Source organism: Shinella sp. NM-101, from assembly GCF_021401195.1.
GTDB lineage: Bacteria > Pseudomonadota > Alphaproteobacteria > Rhizobiales > Rhizobiaceae > Shinella.
On the sequence record NZ_JACBFT010000016.1, the window covers coordinates 68,208 to 84,204 of the forward strand.

Here is a 15,997-nt window from a genome sequence, read left to right on the forward strand (position 1 = left end):
TCGTGGTCTCCTGTTGTGCGGCGGGATTGCATTGGTCGCGCCGTCACCGCGTCGGCGCGCGCCAGACGAAGCGGCCCTCGCCGTCGTCGTCGGTGAGAAGCGGTGTCGCCCGACCGATCACCGCGGTGGCGGGAAGCGGGCCGAAGTAGCGGCCGTCAAGGCTGTCTGCGACCTCGTGGTTCATCAGGAACAGCTCTCCGTCGCCGATGCGGCGGCAGCCCTGCCAGACCGGCAGGTCGCGGCCCTGGCTGTCGCGGTCGAGCGCATCGCCAAGCGGAACGTCGTCGACGCTGATTGCACGCCCGGAGCGGCAGACGCGTTGTCCCGGCAGGCCAAGCACCCGCTTCAGGAGCGGCACGTCACGAGCGACGTAGCCGCGCTCCACGATGAACAAGGCGACGGGCTCGGGCGGCATCACGACGACAAGGTCGGGCACCTCGAGACGACCAACGGGATCGATGGTGTAGAAGCCGACGGGCTCGCTCGCGGTCGCGTTCCAGACGAGCTTCATCGGCAAGGGCGTGGCGCTGGCGAGGGCGATGCCAAGAACGCCGAAGGCGGTCAGCGCAAGGTAATCGAGCCGCGTCATCGCACGATCTCCCGGCGCCGGAGCCATGCCTGATGGCGATCGAACGTGTAGGGACGCGGCGCTTCGCCGGCGTTCATCCAGTGGGCGACGTGCCGCCAGTGGTCGGGGTCGACATCGGCCGGATCGATGCCGAGCGCGTCGATGCCATCGACGTGACGCAGCACGTTCTCGACCTTCGGCCAGCCTTCGACCTTGAGCAGAATTTCGCCGCCGGGCCGCACGAAAGGCAGTGTCTGGTAGGGTGCGCCCGGAGCGACCGAACGCACGATATCGATGCGCGAGATGACCGTGCCGTAGTCGTTCGCGGCCCAGCGAACGAAGGCGAAAACGGTGTTCGGCCGAAAGCAGACGACACGGCGGCGGCGATCGAGGATCTGCTCGTGAGCCTCGCGGCCGAACCTGATCCAGTATTCGATCTTCTTCTCGACCCACGTGAGTTCCACGCGGGTCAGATCATCCGTTGGGTTGGCGGACGGCAGCGGGCCGCCGCGCATGCGGGTAGCCGCGATGCCGGTCATGGAGGGTCTCCTTCGGTCGGGGGGAATTCGCGCGCGAGCAGATCGCGCACCATGTCTGCGACGGTCATTCCGCGGCTGAAGGCGGCGACCTTGATGCGGCCGCGCATGGCGGGGGTGACGTCGATGGTCAGTCGGGCAGAATAGACGGCGGCGGCGCCACGAGCGGGCGCGGTGTCGCCGGCCTTGATCCAGCCGTCTGGATCGGCCGGCCGCGTTGCAAAACCGCGTTTTTCGGTGCGCGCCGTCATGACGCGCCTCCGCCGTCGGACGGCAGCTCGGAGAGACGCGCGCGGGCTTTCGCAGCCATGTCCGGGTCGATCTCGCAGCCGAGATAGCGCCGGCCGGACAGCCGGCAGGCTTCCCCGGCCGCGCCCGATTCCGCGAATAAATCGCCCACCAGGCCACCTTCGGGGCAACTCGTTCGGAACAGGATTTCGAGGAGGGCCGACGGTTTTTCGGTCGGATGGATGGCACGCCCATGGCAGTTGCGCACGTAGATGACCGAGCGCATAAGGCGGGGTCCGCCTTCATGACTGACGTAGTGACCGGCGTCGATGTGGCCGGTATGGGGAGGACTTTGCTTGCGGTGCACCGTTCGCGCCGCAGCGTCCGGCGTAGTCTGGACATCGTTGTAGATGTCGCGCCAGGCCGCTTCGCCGGGATAGCACTGGACGGCCAGTTCGTGCACCCGCTTGAAGCGATTTGCGTGAAAGCCGGTGCCGTTCTGCTTCTCCCAAACGATTTCCTGCGCGAGGCGAAGACCGACGTCAGCGAACCGTTGAGCGGTCGCCACGAAGCTGCGCAGCGAGCCGAAGGCCCAGATCGAGCCGGTCGGCTTGAGGGCGGCGCGCGCGAGCGCAATCCAGCCCTCGACGCGCCGATCCCAGGCGAGCGACGTCTCGCCGTACGGCGGATCGGCGAGGATCATGTCGAATGGCCCATGCGACGGCATGAGTTCGCGGCAATCACTGGTAAGGATGATCATGACGTCGCCCTCCCGATGCGCAGCCGCTCGATCTCGGTCACGAGCGCCGCAACTTCACGGGCGGCGGGCGATCGCGCGTCGATGTCCGACGCAAGCCGCCCGGTCTGTGCGGCATCAGCGAAGACGACGCGCTGGCCGATGGTGCTGGCGAGCACCGGCGGATCGTGATTGGCGAGTGTTTCCGCCGTCTCTCGGGCGATGACGGTGCGCGCGCCGCAGCGATTGAGCGCAAAACGGGCGACGAGCTCGGGGCGATAGATGCGTGCTTCGCCAAGGAGCGACAGCATCTCGGCCGAGGCCCAGCCGTCGAGTGGCGACGGCTGTACGGGGATCACCACGAGGTCGGCCGCGAGCAGCGCGGAGCGCATGAGGCCTGCGACGCGCGGCGGGCCGTCTATGACGATGTGATCGACGTCACGGGCGAGCTCGGGCGCTTCGCGGTGCAACGTGTCGCGCGCCAGGCCGACGACGCCGAACAGGCGCGGCAGGCCTTCCCGCGAGCGTTGCTGCGACCAGTCGAGCGCGGAGCCCTGCGGGTCGGCGTCGATCAGGGTGACGCGCCTGCCGCGGCGTGCCAGCTCGCCGGCGAGATGCAGCGCGAGTGTGGTCTTGCCGACGCCACCCTTCTGATTGAGGAGCGCGATGATCATCGGCGTCCTCCCGGCGGATCGAGAGGGAGACGCGGCGCTCGGGCGTCGTCTGATGTCGGCGAAGCGGAACGGTCGCGGGCTGGGCCCGGTGGCGTCGGCAGGCTCTTCCTGGCGGCGACGCTGAGGTTTCTGGCGGCGTCGCGAATGAGGTTATCCACCTCGCGCGCGCGCTCTACAGAGTTAGATTCCTGGTTAGACTCTAAGTTAAGAGGGCGATTTCTTGTTTCTGCGCTGAGACTTAGGTCTGGTTTGGGTTCCCGATAGCACGAGCCCCCGGTTCCCGATAGCACGATACTTCGGGTTCCTGATAGCACGAGGCCGTCCACAGGTTGTCCACAGGCCTGCGCGGGCTCGAAGGCAAGCAGCGTGCGCCCGCCGGGTTCCGTTTCGAGGAACAGCGTGTAGCCGGGAAGCGGCTGGCGCCGGACGATGTCGCGCAGTTCGAAGGTGAAGCGCTTGAACGGCGACAGACTCCCCGATTTCTGGTGGAGGTGGCGGAAGTCGAAGCGCCAGCCGTGTCGCTGGCGGCCACCGTGCTTGCGCACGAGGCGATAGAGCCAGCGGTCAAGGCCGCCCGTCAGGTCGAAATAGGCGCGGTCGATCGTGAGCACGAGAGCGTCGTCGAGAACGGCCTTGTAGAACCAGTCCGGTACGATCAGCTCGACGCCTTCGGGGCGGCCGTCGCGCCCGGTGCGTTCTTGCCACTCGTTGATCCAGGAAAAGCGATGCCGACGGCCTTCGGCCGGCTGGCGGATCGAGGTGGACACCGTGGTCGATTGCAGGCGGTCGAGGGCCGCCTTCAGCCGCTGATAATCGCGCGCGCTCGTGCCGCGACCGACATAGGAGAGAATTTCGTAAGGGGTGGCGGCCATCAGCCGCGACGTGCGAAGCCCGGCGTCGCGCGCTTCGACGATCTGGCTCGCGGCCCAGATCAGGATATCGGCGTCCCAGATGGTCGCCATGCCGTGGTCGTGAACGGCCTCGACCCTGATCGTCACCTTGCCGGCGACGAAATCGATCGGTGCGGTGCGATGGGTCTTGGAGAGGGAGAAGAAGGGATAGGCCATGAGATCCTGTGCGTCTCTTGGCGCGAAGTCGCCGGGGAGCGCGCGAAACAGGTCGAGCTGCCCGCGCTCCGAGAGGGATCGACGTCGCACCGCCATGAACGGAACCGGCCGCGATCAGCGTGCGTAGCGGCCGGCGTGGACCGGCCGGACGGGCGCCTGGCGCTTTGCTGGCAGGATCGAGCCGCGCGGATCCGAGGTGGACGTCACTGCGCCGCGGGCGGCCCAGCTTTCGAGCTCGTCGATCGCATAGACGACGCGGCCGCCGAGCTTGTGATACGACGGACCGGTGCCATAGGTGCGGTGCTTTTCGAGCGTGCGTGCGGAGAGGCTGAGGAATTCCGCCGCTTCCTTGGTGCGCAGGAAGCGCGGCGGGAGAAAGACGGGTTCGTGTGGCATGGTCGGGCCTCCGTGGTGTTGGGGACGGCCGCTGCGAGAAAGCGGCGGACGGCGACCACGGTGGCGGAGAAAAGGCGGCGAGTTGCAGGGCGAAGTTGGGGGGTGTCGAAATCGCCCACCGTCCGCGGCGGGGCGAGGCTCAGGATTGCCGGCGGTGACGGAGGAGCTTTCGATAGCCGCCGGCGATCATATTGCGGGCATCGCGTAGCAACGCCTTGATTACGTGGCGGGCAGAAGACGCCTGCCAGTCATCTCGATCGAGACGTTCCTGGTTCAGGATGACGTGGGCTATTTCCTGCTGTGTCGCGCCAGCGCGATGTCCGTCAAAGGCGCGGAGCATTCTGCGCTGGCGGATCCGCTGCTGGGGCGTCAAACGCGTGTCGGGCGGGATGGCGCGCCCGTGCAGGGCGGAAAGGAGGCGGTAAACCGCCTCTATCCGATCGAAGCCGTCAATGCCGAGCGGTATGGCGGCTACCGATGTGGTGCGGCCCTCGAGGACGTAGTCGATAATCTGGACGCGCTCATCGTTCGGCAAAGGAAGACGGAACGAGGCGCGACCGTCGCCGATCGGCGCCGTGTCGCTCCATGGGAGGAGAGGCGGGTAATCTTCAGTGTCACGGAAGTCGAGTGGCGCTTCGATCAGTACAACAACGCTCGTGTCATGGAGCGGGAGCCAGAAAACCGGAGCTTCAGGAGGCGGCTTCAGAGGGTCTACAGGGAAATCGCAGTCCCCAGCGCTGCTGGATCTGCTCGTTCACGGAGGTCGGAGCGCCGCGTTCAGTCGCGGATGCTTCGTAGTCCGCATCGTAAGCATCATTGCGGCGCAGCCATTCCCAGGCCAGATCGGATGGCGTCAGTGTGTCCAGATGGTCGTATTCAGCCGACGAGCGCCATGTAGATGCGTCAGGCGTCATGATGATCCTCCTGCGACTATTGCGACTTGGAGGTTGTAGAATTCCCGTTCGGGTTGGATTTTGGAAGTCACGTTGAAATCAACAGGTGATGCCTTCAGCGCATCACGATCCAGACTTCCGCTGACTTTCACGAACCAGTTCGCGATAACCGTGTTCGGTCATCCAGTGCGCGCGTGCGAGGTGGGAATTGTGGATCAGTCGACAGCGCATCGGATCGTCATGAGGATCGAGGCCGAAGAGGATGTGAATAGCCTCACGCCAGTCGGCGCCCTCCCGCTCGGCGTCGAGCAGCCGCAGATAGAGCTTCATGTGCTCGCGGTCGTAAGTCGTAAGCGTGTCGCTGGACGGTGGCGCGTCCAGGAACGCCGGTATCGCCTGTCCCATCAGAGTACCATAGTCACGTGCACGACTTTCGTTAACCGTCCCGAAGAGCAATACAGTGCTTTTATGTCAGCAAACCGTCTGTTGATGGCGCAAAGCGCTAACCAGGCTGGTCAGCTTGATGCAGCAACAGGACCCCCTCTCCCTTTTCTGTCGACAGAAGAACGATCCCGGCCGATTCGAGCGCGCGCCGTACGCCATCTCGCGTGGTTTCAAAAACGTCGAATCCGTTCTCGGATTCGAGGCGTTTGAGCGCGGTCAGCGATACTCGGGCCTTGTCAGCGAGCGTCTCCTGTGTCCAACCCAGCAGCGCGCGTGCGGCCCGTGATTGTCGGGCGGTGATCATACATAATCACCTCCCACTTCTACCCGCATGCACTCCAGAACTACGACTATTTTAGTCGTCCTACGGCAGAAAGCCACCCCATTTTTGGGCTCAAGCCGCTAATATAGCTGCGTTTCTCGACCCAGCTCGGTAGCTGATTCGGTTGCCCTCAAATGGCCGGAAAAATCGCGGCCGGTCGCACAGGCTGGAGATCTGGCACACACGGCTTCCGGCCTCGGGCGGGGCGGCTCTAGCGAGCGTGGCCCCAAGCCATCGCCTCGGTCCGGGAGAGGAGGATGGGTTTGGGAAGGAGGGCGAGGGAACCGTCGCCTCCTTCCCATGGGAGGGTTCGAGGGAGGGGTCTCCCTTCCCTTGGGAGGATGTTTGAAGGAGGGGCGCCAGCCCTTCCTTCATGGGTGAGCTGGAGAGGGGCTCACCCCTTTCCAATAGCCGGGAAGGCCGGTCGATCCGGCCGCGCCCGCTCCCGTGATGGTGTGAAGGCGGCAGGCCGCCAAGGCCGCCTGCCGCCCGATCGCTGTCACCAGACGAGACCGTCAATCGCTTCGTAGCGCTCGCGTTCATCGTCCGGCTCTTCGCCCTCGATGGAGAGGTCTGTGGTAAAAGTGTTGAAGTATATGCCCGTCTCGGCGGCGATCTGGCGAGTGATTGCGCACAGGCCGTACAGGCGGTCGTCGCTCACTTCCTCGCGGGGCGCAGGGAAGTCAGCGACGAAATGCCACCGTCCGGTGCGGCTGTCGTACCATTCGTTGGTAGACCAGTCGACGTGGACGTCGTTGCGCAAAAGGTCGATGCCATCGGGTTCGCCCCAGTAGTGCGTGAGCTCCTGTCCGGCGCACCAGATCCGCTCGCCCAGATCATCTGCCTCGGGGCCGCTCGGTGCCAGTGCGAGTTCGCGTTCCGCGGCAAGCGCACCGCGCACAAGATCGACGAGCTGGTCGAGCCGCTCCACGAGCCCGTCGTGTGCTCCGCGGCTGAATTCGTCGTTGCAGCCAAGGCGATTGGCCATCGCCATGAGGCGGAATCCTGCGAACTTCGCGTAAAGTTCGACATAGTGGAAATCAGACATTGTAAGTCTCCTTTCGTTTCTGACGAAAGGTGTCCACGCTGTAGCCCAGAGGGGTCAGGGACCGCGGTACGCGGCCGCCGCGCGGCAAGCGGAGGAGCCGATTTTGTGGCGTCGGCCTCGGGCCGGCGAAAGAAAATTGGAGGGGCCGCGCTGTCCTTGAGGCCGGATGGGCTGGCGTAAAATGGACAGTCAGAGAGAGATAGCCCGCGGCCCCGATCAGGGGCCGCGTCCGTATGGGCCGGGGTGGTTTGGAGGGGGTGGTTCACCCCCTTCATGGGTGGGGGAGCTGGAGGGGGCGGGGCGTGCCCTGCCCCTTCCGGGGAGAGTTTGAGAGGGGCGGCCTGCCCCCCTCTCATAAGCAAGGACGAACGGTCGATCCGCTCGCCCTCGCTCATCCTGAACATCGCGACCCTCGGGAAACGCGGGAAAACCCGGCGGCTTGCGCCGCCGGGCTCCTGGCCTTCCCGCTCAGAACGGGATGTCGTCGTCGAGATCGCGCTGGCCGGCTCCGTTTTCGCTTTGCTGCGCCCGGCTCAGGAAGTCGACCGTCTCGGCGATGATCTCGCTGCCGTAGCGATCGTTGCCCTCCTGATCGGTCCACTTCGTGTAGTGGATGCGGCCGCGAACCAGAACCTTCATACCCTTCTCGCAATATTCCTGGATCGTCTTGCCGAGGCCGTTGAAGGCGGTGATGCGGTGCCACTCGGTGTCCTGAACCCGGTAGCCCTTCTCATCCCGGACAACCTTGCCTTCCGAGTAGCGGGGGCGCGAGGTGGCCAGCGTGAAGTGGGTGATCCGGGTGCCGCCCTGGGTGGAGCGGGTTTCGGGGTCCTGACCGATGTTGCCGGCGAGAATGACGATGTTCTGCATTGTAGGTCTCCGTTGCCTCTCGGAGGGACCATCCCTCCGACGAGACCCGGCCAAGGACGGCGGGAGACGCCTGCAACTGCCTGCTTGCGGGCAGCTCGCCCATAAGGCCCGGAGTGGGGCGGGCAGCCGCGCTTGCGCGGCAACACGGTCCGGAGCCGCGTGGGTTGCGGCCGGAAACCGAACGGACTTAGGGGATCCGTCAGTCGGAGGGATTGGTGCCTCTGAACGCATACGAACCGAGACGCACAGCCGAACCATCGTCCTTGCCGGCAGCAGCGAAACGGCAGGCCCTATGAGTCTGCGCCGCCCAGGGCGGCATCCGGAATCTTCCATTTCCGGCCACCCGCTTCTTCGCTCGCGGAAGCTGTCCGGGACGAGGACGAACAAGGCTGTCGGCCGAATGGCACGGAATGGCGCCGCATCCGCTTCGATGGCGGAAGGTGCGATCCGACAGAATTGCGAGGGGTGGGAATGAAGGTGATCGCGGCTTGCTTTCACGGCGCGAAGGGGACTGACCGACGGCGCAACAGCCGTTCACGGCCTGCGGGAGTCATGCCGATGGTCGGGCGATCCCGAGCGACCGGGTGATGCTGACGGGAAACGGCGGCACGGGGCCACAGCATCGACGCTCCATGCCTGACCTGAGCGGGAAAGCCGGACATCCGGCGGCGCAAGCCGCCCTGGTTTTCTTATGGCAGTGATCGATCGCGGTCGGCGGGTCAGCGCGAAAACACCGAGACGCCGAGGGCGTTGACGTTGACAATCGCGGCTATGCCGATGAACAGGCCGCCCGCGCCGCCGAGCAGATTGAGCACTATCGTCGAGTCAATCGCGTTCTTTGTGACGCCGAGCACGAGGGAGTATCCCGCAATGGTGGCCGGAATCGCGAAGATCGCCAGCGCGATCAGGCGCAGGGCCGGATTCCTGGCAAAGCCTAGAACCACGATCACCAGCGCAATCGATAGCAAGGCGGCGCCCATGGCGGCAAGACCGGACAGGAAAAGCCCGGCGCCGGCCCCCCAAGCATATTGCGCGGCCGAGAGGCCGACCATGAAGGGCAAGGCGTAGATAGCAAAATTGTAGGCGATGATGCAGAGCGTTATCGTCAACGAGATAGCAAGCAAGATCAGCGACATCGAAACCTCCAGATGAACGGTTGAGGGTTACGACAGGCTGCCCGCAAATACGCTCCGCCTGCGACTATGCTACTGCGCCGGTGCTGCATGGATGTGCAAACAAAGCCATCAACTTCTCCTTTAGTCAAGTATTTGGGGGCCGGACAGCCCCCCGAAGGCGGCGCTTACGCGCCGCCATCAAATTGCATGGTGGGGATGCCGAGCTTGCGAGCCTTGTCCGCGAGGTTTCCCTGAATGCCGCCGCCGCCGAAGACGAGGACGCCGACCGGCAGCACCTCCAGCATAGTGTCGTTGCGCTTGTAGGGAGCCTGTTTCGCCGGATACTTCTCGAAGTCGGGCGTGAAGGCGATCTGCGGCACCTTGCGGTTTTCTGCCCAACGAGCAGCGATGCGCTCTGCGCCCGTCTTCGCGCCACCATGGATGAGCACCATGTCGGCGTGCTTCGCATGGACCTGATCGAGTTTGGCCCAGATCAGGGTGTGGTCGTTGAAGTTGGTTCCGCCCGAGACGGCGACCTTCGGACCGGCGGGCAGCAGCACCTCCTTCTCAGCCCGGCGCTTCGCGGCAAGGTAGTCTCTGGAGTCGATCATCGCGGCTGTCAGGTTGCGATGGCTGACCTTCGAGCCGGTGCGGGGCCGCCAGGCGCTGCCGGTGTGGTGCTCGAAGGCCTCGGCGGAGACATCGCGGAAGAGCTCCATGCTGTTGCGCCGTTCGATCATGGTCTGGCCCTCTGCCGTGAGGCGTTCGAGCTCGACCGACTTCACCTCGCTGCCGTCCTGTTCTTTCTGGAGGCGACGCTGCGCAAGCTCGTTGTCGTCCAGCTCGCGCTCCACCCGAGCGGTGGCGCGGTGGAAGAGATTAACGGCTCCCCAGAGCAGTTCTTCGAGATCGGGTTCGAGGCGCGTGTCGCCGAGCGTGGCGATCAGGGCGTCGAAGATATCGGCGACGGCTGCGGCGACGGCGTTGCCCTCCGGAAGCGGCCTCGGATCGGGTTCGTCCTGATACGGCCGCCAGCCGTAGAGCTGGAGTTCGTTGAGGACATGATCGGTGGGGGACGAGGTGTGGATCGGCTCGTAGCCTGCGGTTTCGTCTTCGTTCGTCATCGTGAGCGTCCTTCGTCTGGAGACCGCGACCATCGCGGCCTTCGCAGGCGTCGACGCCCACAGGCGGACCGGACTGGCAGCCCTCGTCTCTCGCGAGGGCCTCGATGGCCAAGCCCGGCTATTTTGCTTCGCGATGCAAAGGCGGCACAGCCGCCGGCGGAAAATAGCCGGGCGCCGCGCCATTGCCCGGCCGGGCCGTTTGTGGGCCGATCGCCCTCTCAGAAGGCCGTGGCTGCGGGCTCTCGGACAGCAAAGGCCGCTTGCGATGATGAACGGAGACCGCAGGTGAAGACGCCTTTACCGCGCCTTATCCCCCGCCGATCGCCTCAGCCGTCCACGAAACGGCGGACGTCGTCAGGATGAATTTGCTCCATCAGGGCCGCCCGGAGGGCGTCGACTCCGCGCCATCGCAGATCCTCGTTGAAGTCCTCAAGCTTCGGCGACAGGGAAATCGCCTCGATCCCGAGGCTCGCTGCTCTGGCAAGCAGGCTGTCGCGTGCGCCATCTCCGGCCGGATCGCGATCGCGGAGGACATAGAGCCTGCGGAGCGTCGGCGGAAACAGGATGGCGGCGAGGTGCGCGGCCGAGAGCGCCGCCATCATGGGCATGTGGGGCATGACCTGACGGGGCGACAGCACGGTCTCGATGCCCTCGCCGGCTGCCAGCACCTCATCCGCGACGCCGAACCGGACGCCGTGCCCGAGAAGGTCTCCCATCGCCCGTCGCGGTGAATCGACGGGCGCCTTGCCCGAACCGTCCGGCGAAAGCCAGGTGCGGTGCGCGCCGGTCTGCCTGCCGTTGAGGTCGGTGACGGACGCGACGATCGCCGGCCAGATCTCGGTGGGCGAATGCTCGTCCGGTTTATAGTAGCACCGACCATGGTAGCGCAGCGCGGTGACGCCGGATAGCGACGTGATCGACCGCCCGTTGAGGTAGATTTCCGCAAGCGTGCCGCCGATCGGCTGCGACATCGCGAAAAGTCGGCGCGAGGCTTCCGGCGATCCCGACGGCGCGGGGCTGGACGTGCTGCCGGTCGGCGTCCCCGTCTTCTCCGGCTCGGGATGAGGGAGCGAGAGGAACCGGCGCGCTTCCTCTGCCACGTCCTTGAAGTCGATGAGGCCGAGCGCCTCGCGGATGACATCGAGGAGATCGCCGTGTTCCCCGGTCGATGCGTCGGTCCATTTGCCGGCTGCGCCCTTGCCGGTTTCAGGCCCGGTCAGGCGCACGAACATCGAGCGTCCGGGGCTGTTGCGCGCATCGCCAACCTGCCAGTACCGCCCGGCGCGTCGGCCGGATGACAAGTATTGGCGGCAAACCGCTTCGGCGTGATGGCCGAGGCGGATAGCCAGTTCGGAGGCGTCTTGACGGGACATCAGGCGGCCTCCCGCTCGCCGATGCGTTCGACCGGAAATCGGTCGAGCACTTTGGCAAGCACGACCGGGCCATTCGCGTCGGTCGGCACGAACATGCGCAGCTTCCACGAGATGATCTCGTGGAACAATCCGTAGGCCGTCAGGCGCTCGCGCATCGTGTCGTCGAAGCCCGACAGCTCGATGCGGTTCGCGCCCATAACGCGGACGCGGCGAAGCTGAAGGCCCTCGGCGAGGTCGAGGATCGTCCGGCCGTCCATCAGCGCCGTGAAGGCGTCGTCTGACGTGATCCTTACCGCGCCGGTCGTGGTGGCGGTCGCCGCCCATTTCGGCGAGACCCTGCGACCGATGATGCGCTCGCCCTCGTCTGTCTGGAGCCGGTAGACGCGCGTCGATTCGTTCGGCAGCCGTTTCCAGATCGGCAAAAGCAGTCCTGTGACCATGTGAAGCGTCGCGTCGGTGAACTCCGGCACCTCGGCGATCTCGGCGCTCCAGGCTGAGGCGAAGGTGTTCCGGTCGGTTTCGACCCAGTGGGTCTCTCCCATGAAGCGCACCGGGATATTGTGGGCCTCGGTCGGGCGGATCAGGCGGACGCGCCGTTCGACCTCGCCATCATCAAGCATGACGCTGCTCGCCGGGATCTGGACGGCGGCTCGGCCGGAGCGCTCGTTGACGAGCAGCTTTGCGCGCGGATCGCCGAGTTCGGCGAGAGCTGCGTCGAGCGTCACCGGCCGGTTGCGCCTGCGCTCGTTGATCGTGAGCAGGCTGGTTTCCGCGCCGGTGCGCGGATACGTGTAGATCGTCTGGCGATCGACGACGACGAAGCTCTCGGCGCGCAGCGTCTCCAGCCCGGCGTCATAGGTTCCCGAGGCGATCGCACCCTCGATCCGGGCGGTCAGGAGCTGCTCGAAGGCGGTGAAGAGGATGCCCTGAAGTTCGATCGTGAGAGCGAGCATGCGATTGAGAAACGTCGTAATCGGCGGCAGCTCGTCCTTAATGCCCGTCGAATCCATCAGCTTTAGGCCGGTGGCCCGCTCGAAGCGGTCGAGCGAGCAACCCTCGACCTTGCCGCGCACCAGCAGAAGGTAGAGCTGGCGCAGTGCATCGCGGGCGTAATGGCTTTCCAGATTGTCCTCGGGGCGGAACAGCCCCTGGCCGCCCGTCTGGCGCTGGCCGCGCGTGATCGCGCCCAGCGTGTCGAGGCGGCGGGCGATGGTCGAGAGGAAGCGCTTCTCGGCCTTCACATTGGTCGAGATCGGCCGGAACAGCGGCGGCTGCGCCTGGTTGGTGCGGTGCGTGCGGCCAAGGCCCTGGATGGCGGCGTCTGCCTTCCAGCCTGCCTCGAGCAGATAGTGGATGCGCAGCCGCGTGTTCTTCGCCGACTTCTCCGCATGGTAGCTGCGCCCGGTGCCGCCGGCGTCGGAGAAGACGAGCACGCGCTTGGCGTCGTCCATGAAGGATTGGGTCTCGGCGAGATTGGCGGCTCCGGCGCGCGTCTCGACGACAAGGCGGTCGACGGCGACGCTGCCGCCGCCCTTGCGCACGATGCGTCGCGACCGGCCCGTCACCTCGGCAACGGTGTCCGTGCCGAAATACTGGACAAGCTGGTCGAGCGCGCCGGGAACCGGCGGCAGGTTGGCGAGCTTGGCGATCAGCGCGTCGCGGCGGGCGACGGCCTCCCGGCTTTCGACCGGCTGGCCGTCGCGATAGACCGGTCGAGACGACAGATTGCCCTCCGAATCCGTGAACGGCTCGTAGAGCTGGACGGGGAAGGAATGGGCGAGATAATCGAGGACGTACTCGCGCGGAGTGATGTCGACGCGGACGTCGTTCCACTCCTCCGTCGGTAGCTCCGCCAACCGCCGTTCCATCAGCGCCTCGCCGGTCGAGACGATCTGGATGACGGCCGAATGTCCCGCCTCCAGATCGGCGGCTATCGAGCGCAGCAGGGTCGGCGTCTTCATTGAAGTCAACAGATGGCCAAAGAAGCGCTGCTTGGCGCTTTCGAAGGCCGAGCGCGCGGCGGACTTCGCCTGCTTGTTCAGCGTGCCCGACCCGCCTTCGCCGCCGCCAGTGATGTTGGCCGCCTGCATCGCCGCATCGAGATTGTTATGGATGACGGCGAAGGCCGCGGCATAGGCGTCGTAGATGCGGATCTGCTCGGCCGTCAGCTCATGCTCGACGAGCTCGTATTCGACGCCGGCGAAGGAAAGCGAGCGGGCGGTGTAGAGGCCGAGGGCGCGCAGATCGCGGGCGAGCACCTCCATCGCCGCGACGCCGCCGGCCTCGATCGCCTCGACGAACTCGGCGCGCGTGGCGAAGGGGAAATCCTCGCCGCCCCATAGCCCGAGCCGCTGCGCATAGGCGAGATTGTGGACGGTGGTCGCGCCGGTGGCGGAGACATAAACGATACGGGCGTTCGGAAGCGCATTCTGGAGGCGCAGGCCGGCGCGGCCTTGCTGCGAGGCGGCGACATCACCGCGTTCTCCCTTACCGCCCGCGGCGTTCTGCATCTGGTGCGCCTCGTCGAAAATCACCACTCCATCGAAGTCGGAGCCCAACCATTCAACGATTTGCTTGACCCGCGAAACCCTCTCTCCGCGGTCGTCGGAGCGCAGCGTGGCGTAGGTTAAAAATAGGACGCCTTCGTTCAGCGCGATCGGCTTGCCCTGCGGGAAACGCGATAGCGGCGTGACCAGAAGGCGCTCCATGCCGAGCGCACTCCAATCGCGCTGCGCGTCCTCGATAAGCTTGTCGGATTTGGAGATCCAGACCGCCTTGCGCCGGCCCTGGAGCCAGTTGTCGAGGATGATCGCGGCCGACTCGCGTCCCTTGCCGACGCCAGTGCCGTCCCCGATCATGAAGCCCTGGCGGAGACGGACAGCGCCTTTTGCGTCCTCGACGGCGGCGGACAGCTTGTCGAAGGTGATGTCGACCGTCCATTTGCCGGCGAGGAAGTCGGCATGTGCTTCGCCGGCATAGATGACGGTTTCGAGCTGCGCGTCCGACAGCAGACCAAGCACGTTCGCCGGCAGGGTCGGGCGATAGCTCGGCTTCGGCGGGGCGACGCTCGCCATCGACGCCGACTGGACGAGCTGGGTGGGATGCGCCGCGGCGCCGGAAATCCGGATGGTCTGTAGGCCGTATTCCTCATAGATCGCGTCGGAGAGGCGTCCGGCCTCGGCGGGCTTCCAGTCAACGGTCTCATAGGCGAGCGGAACGCCCTCCGGCTGAGAATGCGTCACAGCAGGTGCCGCCTTGGCCGCCCGGTTGACGTAGGCGCGCACAGTCCGGGCCGCGACAGGCGCGGCGACCGGCACAGCGATCGCCGGATCGACCGGCAGGCGCGCCGGGAGATGCTCGGCCAGCCATCCAAGAAGCGTGGCAACATCAGGCGCGACCCCGGGCGCGGCCGGGACGGACGGATCGGCAGCCGGAAGCTTGTCGATGACGGTCAGCCGCGTCGGGATGGTCGTGCCATGCTTGGCATAGACCGAGCCGTCGATAGCGGCGGAAAAGACGACGCGGCCGCGTTCCTGCAGACGGGCATAAGCCGAAGACCATGCTGGCGAGTCGGGCGCGAAGTTCGCACCGGTGATCGCCACGAGCCTGCCGCCGGGCGCGAGGCGCGACAGCGCCGAGGCGACATGCCGGAAGGCGGCGTCAGCGATGCGTCCCTCGACATTCGCCAACACCGAGAACGGCGGGTTCATGAGAATGACGGTCGGGAGGAGAGCCCGGTCGAGGTGATCGTCGATCTGGGCCGCGTCGAAGCGCGTGATGGAAAGGGCCGGAAAGAGGAGTGAGAGAAGATCGGCGCGGGTGTCGGCAAGCTCGTTGAGCAGGAGCGAGCCCCCGGCGATCTCGGCCAGGATAGCGAGAAGCCCGGTCCCGGCCGAGGGCTCCAGCACCCGGTCGGCGGGCGTAATCGCCGCGGCGACCGACGCCGCCAGGCCGAGGGGGATCGGCGTCGAGAACTGCTGGAAGCTCTGCGCCTCGTCGGAACGGCGCGTGTGCGTCGGCACCAGCCCGGCGATCTTGGAGAGTTGCGACAGGATCGCTTGCGGAGAGCCGGCTTTGCGGAAAAGCGGCTTTCCGTATTTGCGCAGCATGAGGACGGTCGTGACCTCGCATGCCTCGTAGGCCGTTTTCCAGTCCCACGCGCCGGCGGTGTCGGAAGCGCCGAATGCGGATTCCATCGCGCCGCGCAGCACGGTGGCGTTGATAGGCTGACCGCGTTCCAGGTGAGGCAGAAGAAGCTGCGCGGCCGCGACGATCGCCGATGCCATGCCGGAAGCGACGACGGGCGGAAGCGATGCGGCGACCTCGGCGGCCGCGGTTGCGGATGTAACGTTCATGATGGGGAACCTCGGGAGAGCGGACGGGATCGAGCCGCGCAGCGCTCTCTCTCGACCGCACCGGCTCAAATCCGTCCCGGCCCCTCTCTTCCTCTCACAGCTTCCGCGAAATCGCCGAGAGCAGCCGTTCGCCGCCGGAGGTTTCCGGCCGTCACCTCGTTGAGACGACGGCTTTGATCTACAATCGAGCGGGCTAGATTTGGCGCAGGTTTGCTCGCGCAAATCCCGAAAAAACCGCGATATTGGAA

The 15,997-nt window shown here is 65.8% G+C and carries 17 protein-coding genes; all 17 read right to left on the reverse strand.

The features are described from left to right. Positions 1-43: 43 nt before the first annotated feature. The gene (locus L0976_RS23055) at positions 44-589 is read right to left on the reverse strand and encodes a S26 family signal peptidase (protein ID WP_094543429.1); all 546 of its coding nucleotides are present in this window, start codon (positions 587-589) and stop codon (positions 44-46) included. Continuing rightward, on the reverse strand, positions 586-1,107 hold the full coding sequence (locus tag L0976_RS23060) for a DUF2840 domain-containing protein (protein ID WP_094543431.1): 522 nt from the start codon (positions 1,105-1,107) through the stop codon (positions 586-588). Before L0976_RS23060 ends, L0976_RS23055 begins: the two co-directional genes overlap by 4 nt. Beyond that, positions 1,104-1,355, reverse strand: coding sequence for a hypothetical protein (locus L0976_RS23065; RefSeq protein ID WP_094543433.1), 252 nt, complete (start codon positions 1,353-1,355; stop codon positions 1,104-1,106). The genes L0976_RS23060 and L0976_RS23065 overlap by 4 nt, the downstream gene beginning before the upstream one ends. Beyond that, positions 1,352-2,092, reverse strand: a complete 741-nt coding sequence (locus L0976_RS23070) for a site-specific DNA-methyltransferase (RefSeq protein ID WP_094543434.1) — start codon at positions 2,090-2,092, stop codon at positions 1,352-1,354. Before L0976_RS23070 ends, L0976_RS23065 begins: the two co-directional genes overlap by 4 nt. After that, entirely contained in the window at positions 2,089-2,742 is a 654-nt protein-coding gene (gene parA, locus L0976_RS23075; RefSeq protein ID WP_094543436.1) for a ParA family partition ATPase, read from the reverse strand. The genes L0976_RS23070 and parA overlap by 4 nt, the downstream gene beginning before the upstream one ends. Continuing rightward, on the reverse strand, positions 2,739-3,905 hold the full coding sequence (locus L0976_RS23080; RefSeq protein ID WP_094543438.1) for a replication initiator protein A: 1,167 nt from the start codon (positions 3,903-3,905) through the stop codon (positions 2,739-2,741). Before L0976_RS23080 ends, parA begins: the two co-directional genes overlap by 4 nt. A gap of 18 nt (positions 3,906-3,923) precedes the next feature. Continuing rightward, positions 3,924-4,205, reverse strand: coding sequence for an AlpA family transcriptional regulator (locus tag L0976_RS23085; protein ID WP_094543441.1), 282 nt, complete (start codon positions 4,203-4,205; stop codon positions 3,924-3,926). A 139-nt stretch (positions 4,206-4,344) separates the two neighbouring features. Then, on the reverse strand, positions 4,345-4,740 hold the full coding sequence (locus L0976_RS23090; protein WP_233290650.1) for a DUF2285 domain-containing protein: 396 nt from the start codon (positions 4,738-4,740) through the stop codon (positions 4,345-4,347). A 154-nt stretch (positions 4,741-4,894) separates the two neighbouring features. Then, positions 4,895-5,119 (reverse strand): transcriptional regulator domain-containing protein, encoded by a 225-nt coding sequence (locus L0976_RS23095; protein ID WP_094543446.1) that lies wholly within the window; start codon positions 5,117-5,119, stop codon positions 4,895-4,897. A gap of 102 nt (positions 5,120-5,221) precedes the next feature. Next, positions 5,222-5,503: a DNA -binding domain-containing protein gene (locus L0976_RS23100; RefSeq protein WP_094543449.1), complete on the reverse strand. Its 282-nt coding sequence runs from the start codon at positions 5,501-5,503 to the stop codon at positions 5,222-5,224. Between the two features lie 97 nt (positions 5,504-5,600). Next, entirely contained in the window at positions 5,601-5,846 is a 246-nt protein-coding gene (locus L0976_RS23105; RefSeq protein ID WP_094543451.1) for a helix-turn-helix transcriptional regulator, read from the reverse strand. Between the two features lie 517 nt (positions 5,847-6,363). After that, positions 6,364-6,912, reverse strand: a complete 549-nt coding sequence (locus tag L0976_RS23110; RefSeq protein ID WP_094543454.1) for a hypothetical protein — start codon at positions 6,910-6,912, stop codon at positions 6,364-6,366. Between the two features lie 468 nt (positions 6,913-7,380). Further along, entirely contained in the window at positions 7,381-7,782 is a 402-nt protein-coding gene (locus L0976_RS23115) for a single-stranded DNA-binding protein (RefSeq protein ID WP_094543254.1), read from the reverse strand. 719 nt (positions 7,783-8,501) lie between these two features. Next, entirely contained in the window at positions 8,502-8,918 is a 417-nt protein-coding gene (locus L0976_RS23120) for a hypothetical protein (protein WP_094543256.1), read from the reverse strand. A gap of 164 nt (positions 8,919-9,082) precedes the next feature. Further along, positions 9,083-10,021, reverse strand: a complete 939-nt coding sequence (locus L0976_RS23125; RefSeq protein ID WP_094543259.1) for a DUF2493 domain-containing protein — start codon at positions 10,019-10,021, stop codon at positions 9,083-9,085. A gap of 326 nt (positions 10,022-10,347) precedes the next feature. Continuing rightward, positions 10,348-11,394, reverse strand: a complete 1,047-nt coding sequence (locus L0976_RS23130; RefSeq protein ID WP_094543262.1) for a toprim domain-containing protein — start codon at positions 11,392-11,394, stop codon at positions 10,348-10,350. Beyond that, complete coding sequence (locus L0976_RS23135; RefSeq protein WP_094543264.1) at positions 11,394-15,749, reverse strand: strawberry notch family protein; 4,356 nt, start codon at positions 15,747-15,749, stop codon at positions 11,394-11,396. The genes L0976_RS23130 and L0976_RS23135 overlap by 1 nt, the downstream gene beginning before the upstream one ends. Positions 15,750-15,997: the final 248 nt, after the last annotated feature.

Excerpts from the sequence above, each read along its gene's own strand:
- L0976_RS23055 (WP_094543429.1), bottom strand. The coding sequence starts at position 589 with ATGACGCGGCTCGATTACCTTGCGCTGACCGCCTTCGGCGTTCTTGGC.
- L0976_RS23060 (WP_094543431.1), bottom strand. The coding sequence starts at position 1,107 with ATGACCGGCATCGCGGCTACCCGCATGCGCGGCGGCCCGCTGCCGTCC.
- L0976_RS23065 (WP_094543433.1), bottom strand. The coding sequence starts at position 1,355 with ATGACGGCGCGCACCGAAAAACGCGGTTTTGCAACGCGGCCGGCCGAT.
- L0976_RS23070 (WP_094543434.1), bottom strand. The coding sequence starts at position 2,092 with ATGATCATCCTTACCAGTGATTGCCGCGAACTCATGCCGTCGCATGGG.
- parA (WP_094543436.1), bottom strand. The coding sequence starts at position 2,742 with ATGATCATCGCGCTCCTCAATCAGAAGGGTGGCGTCGGCAAGACCACA.
- L0976_RS23080 (WP_094543438.1), bottom strand. The coding sequence starts at position 3,905 with ATGGCGGTGCGACGTCGATCCCTCTCGGAGCGCGGGCAGCTCGACCTG.
- L0976_RS23085 (WP_094543441.1), bottom strand. The coding sequence starts at position 4,205 with ATGCCACACGAACCCGTCTTTCTCCCGCCGCGCTTCCTGCGCACCAAG.
- L0976_RS23095 (WP_094543446.1), bottom strand. The coding sequence starts at position 5,119 with ATGACGCCTGACGCATCTACATGGCGCTCGTCGGCTGAATACGACCAT.
- L0976_RS23100 (WP_094543449.1), bottom strand. The coding sequence starts at position 5,503 with ATGGGACAGGCGATACCGGCGTTCCTGGACGCGCCACCGTCCAGCGAC.
- L0976_RS23105 (WP_094543451.1), bottom strand. The coding sequence starts at position 5,846 with ATGATCACCGCCCGACAATCACGGGCCGCACGCGCGCTGCTGGGTTGG.
- L0976_RS23110 (WP_094543454.1), bottom strand. The coding sequence starts at position 6,912 with ATGTCTGATTTCCACTATGTCGAACTTTACGCGAAGTTCGCAGGATTC.
- L0976_RS23115 (WP_094543254.1), bottom strand. The coding sequence starts at position 7,782 with ATGCAGAACATCGTCATTCTCGCCGGCAACATCGGTCAGGACCCCGAA.
- L0976_RS23120 (WP_094543256.1), bottom strand. The coding sequence starts at position 8,918 with ATGTCGCTGATCTTGCTTGCTATCTCGTTGACGATAACGCTCTGCATC.
- L0976_RS23125 (WP_094543259.1), bottom strand. The coding sequence starts at position 10,021 with ATGACGAACGAAGACGAAACCGCAGGCTACGAGCCGATCCACACCTCG.
- L0976_RS23130 (WP_094543262.1), bottom strand. The coding sequence starts at position 11,394 with ATGTCCCGTCAAGACGCCTCCGAACTGGCTATCCGCCTCGGCCATCAC.
- L0976_RS23135 (WP_094543264.1), bottom strand. The coding sequence starts at position 15,749 with ATGAACGTTACATCCGCAACCGCGGCCGCCGAGGTCGCCGCATCGCTT.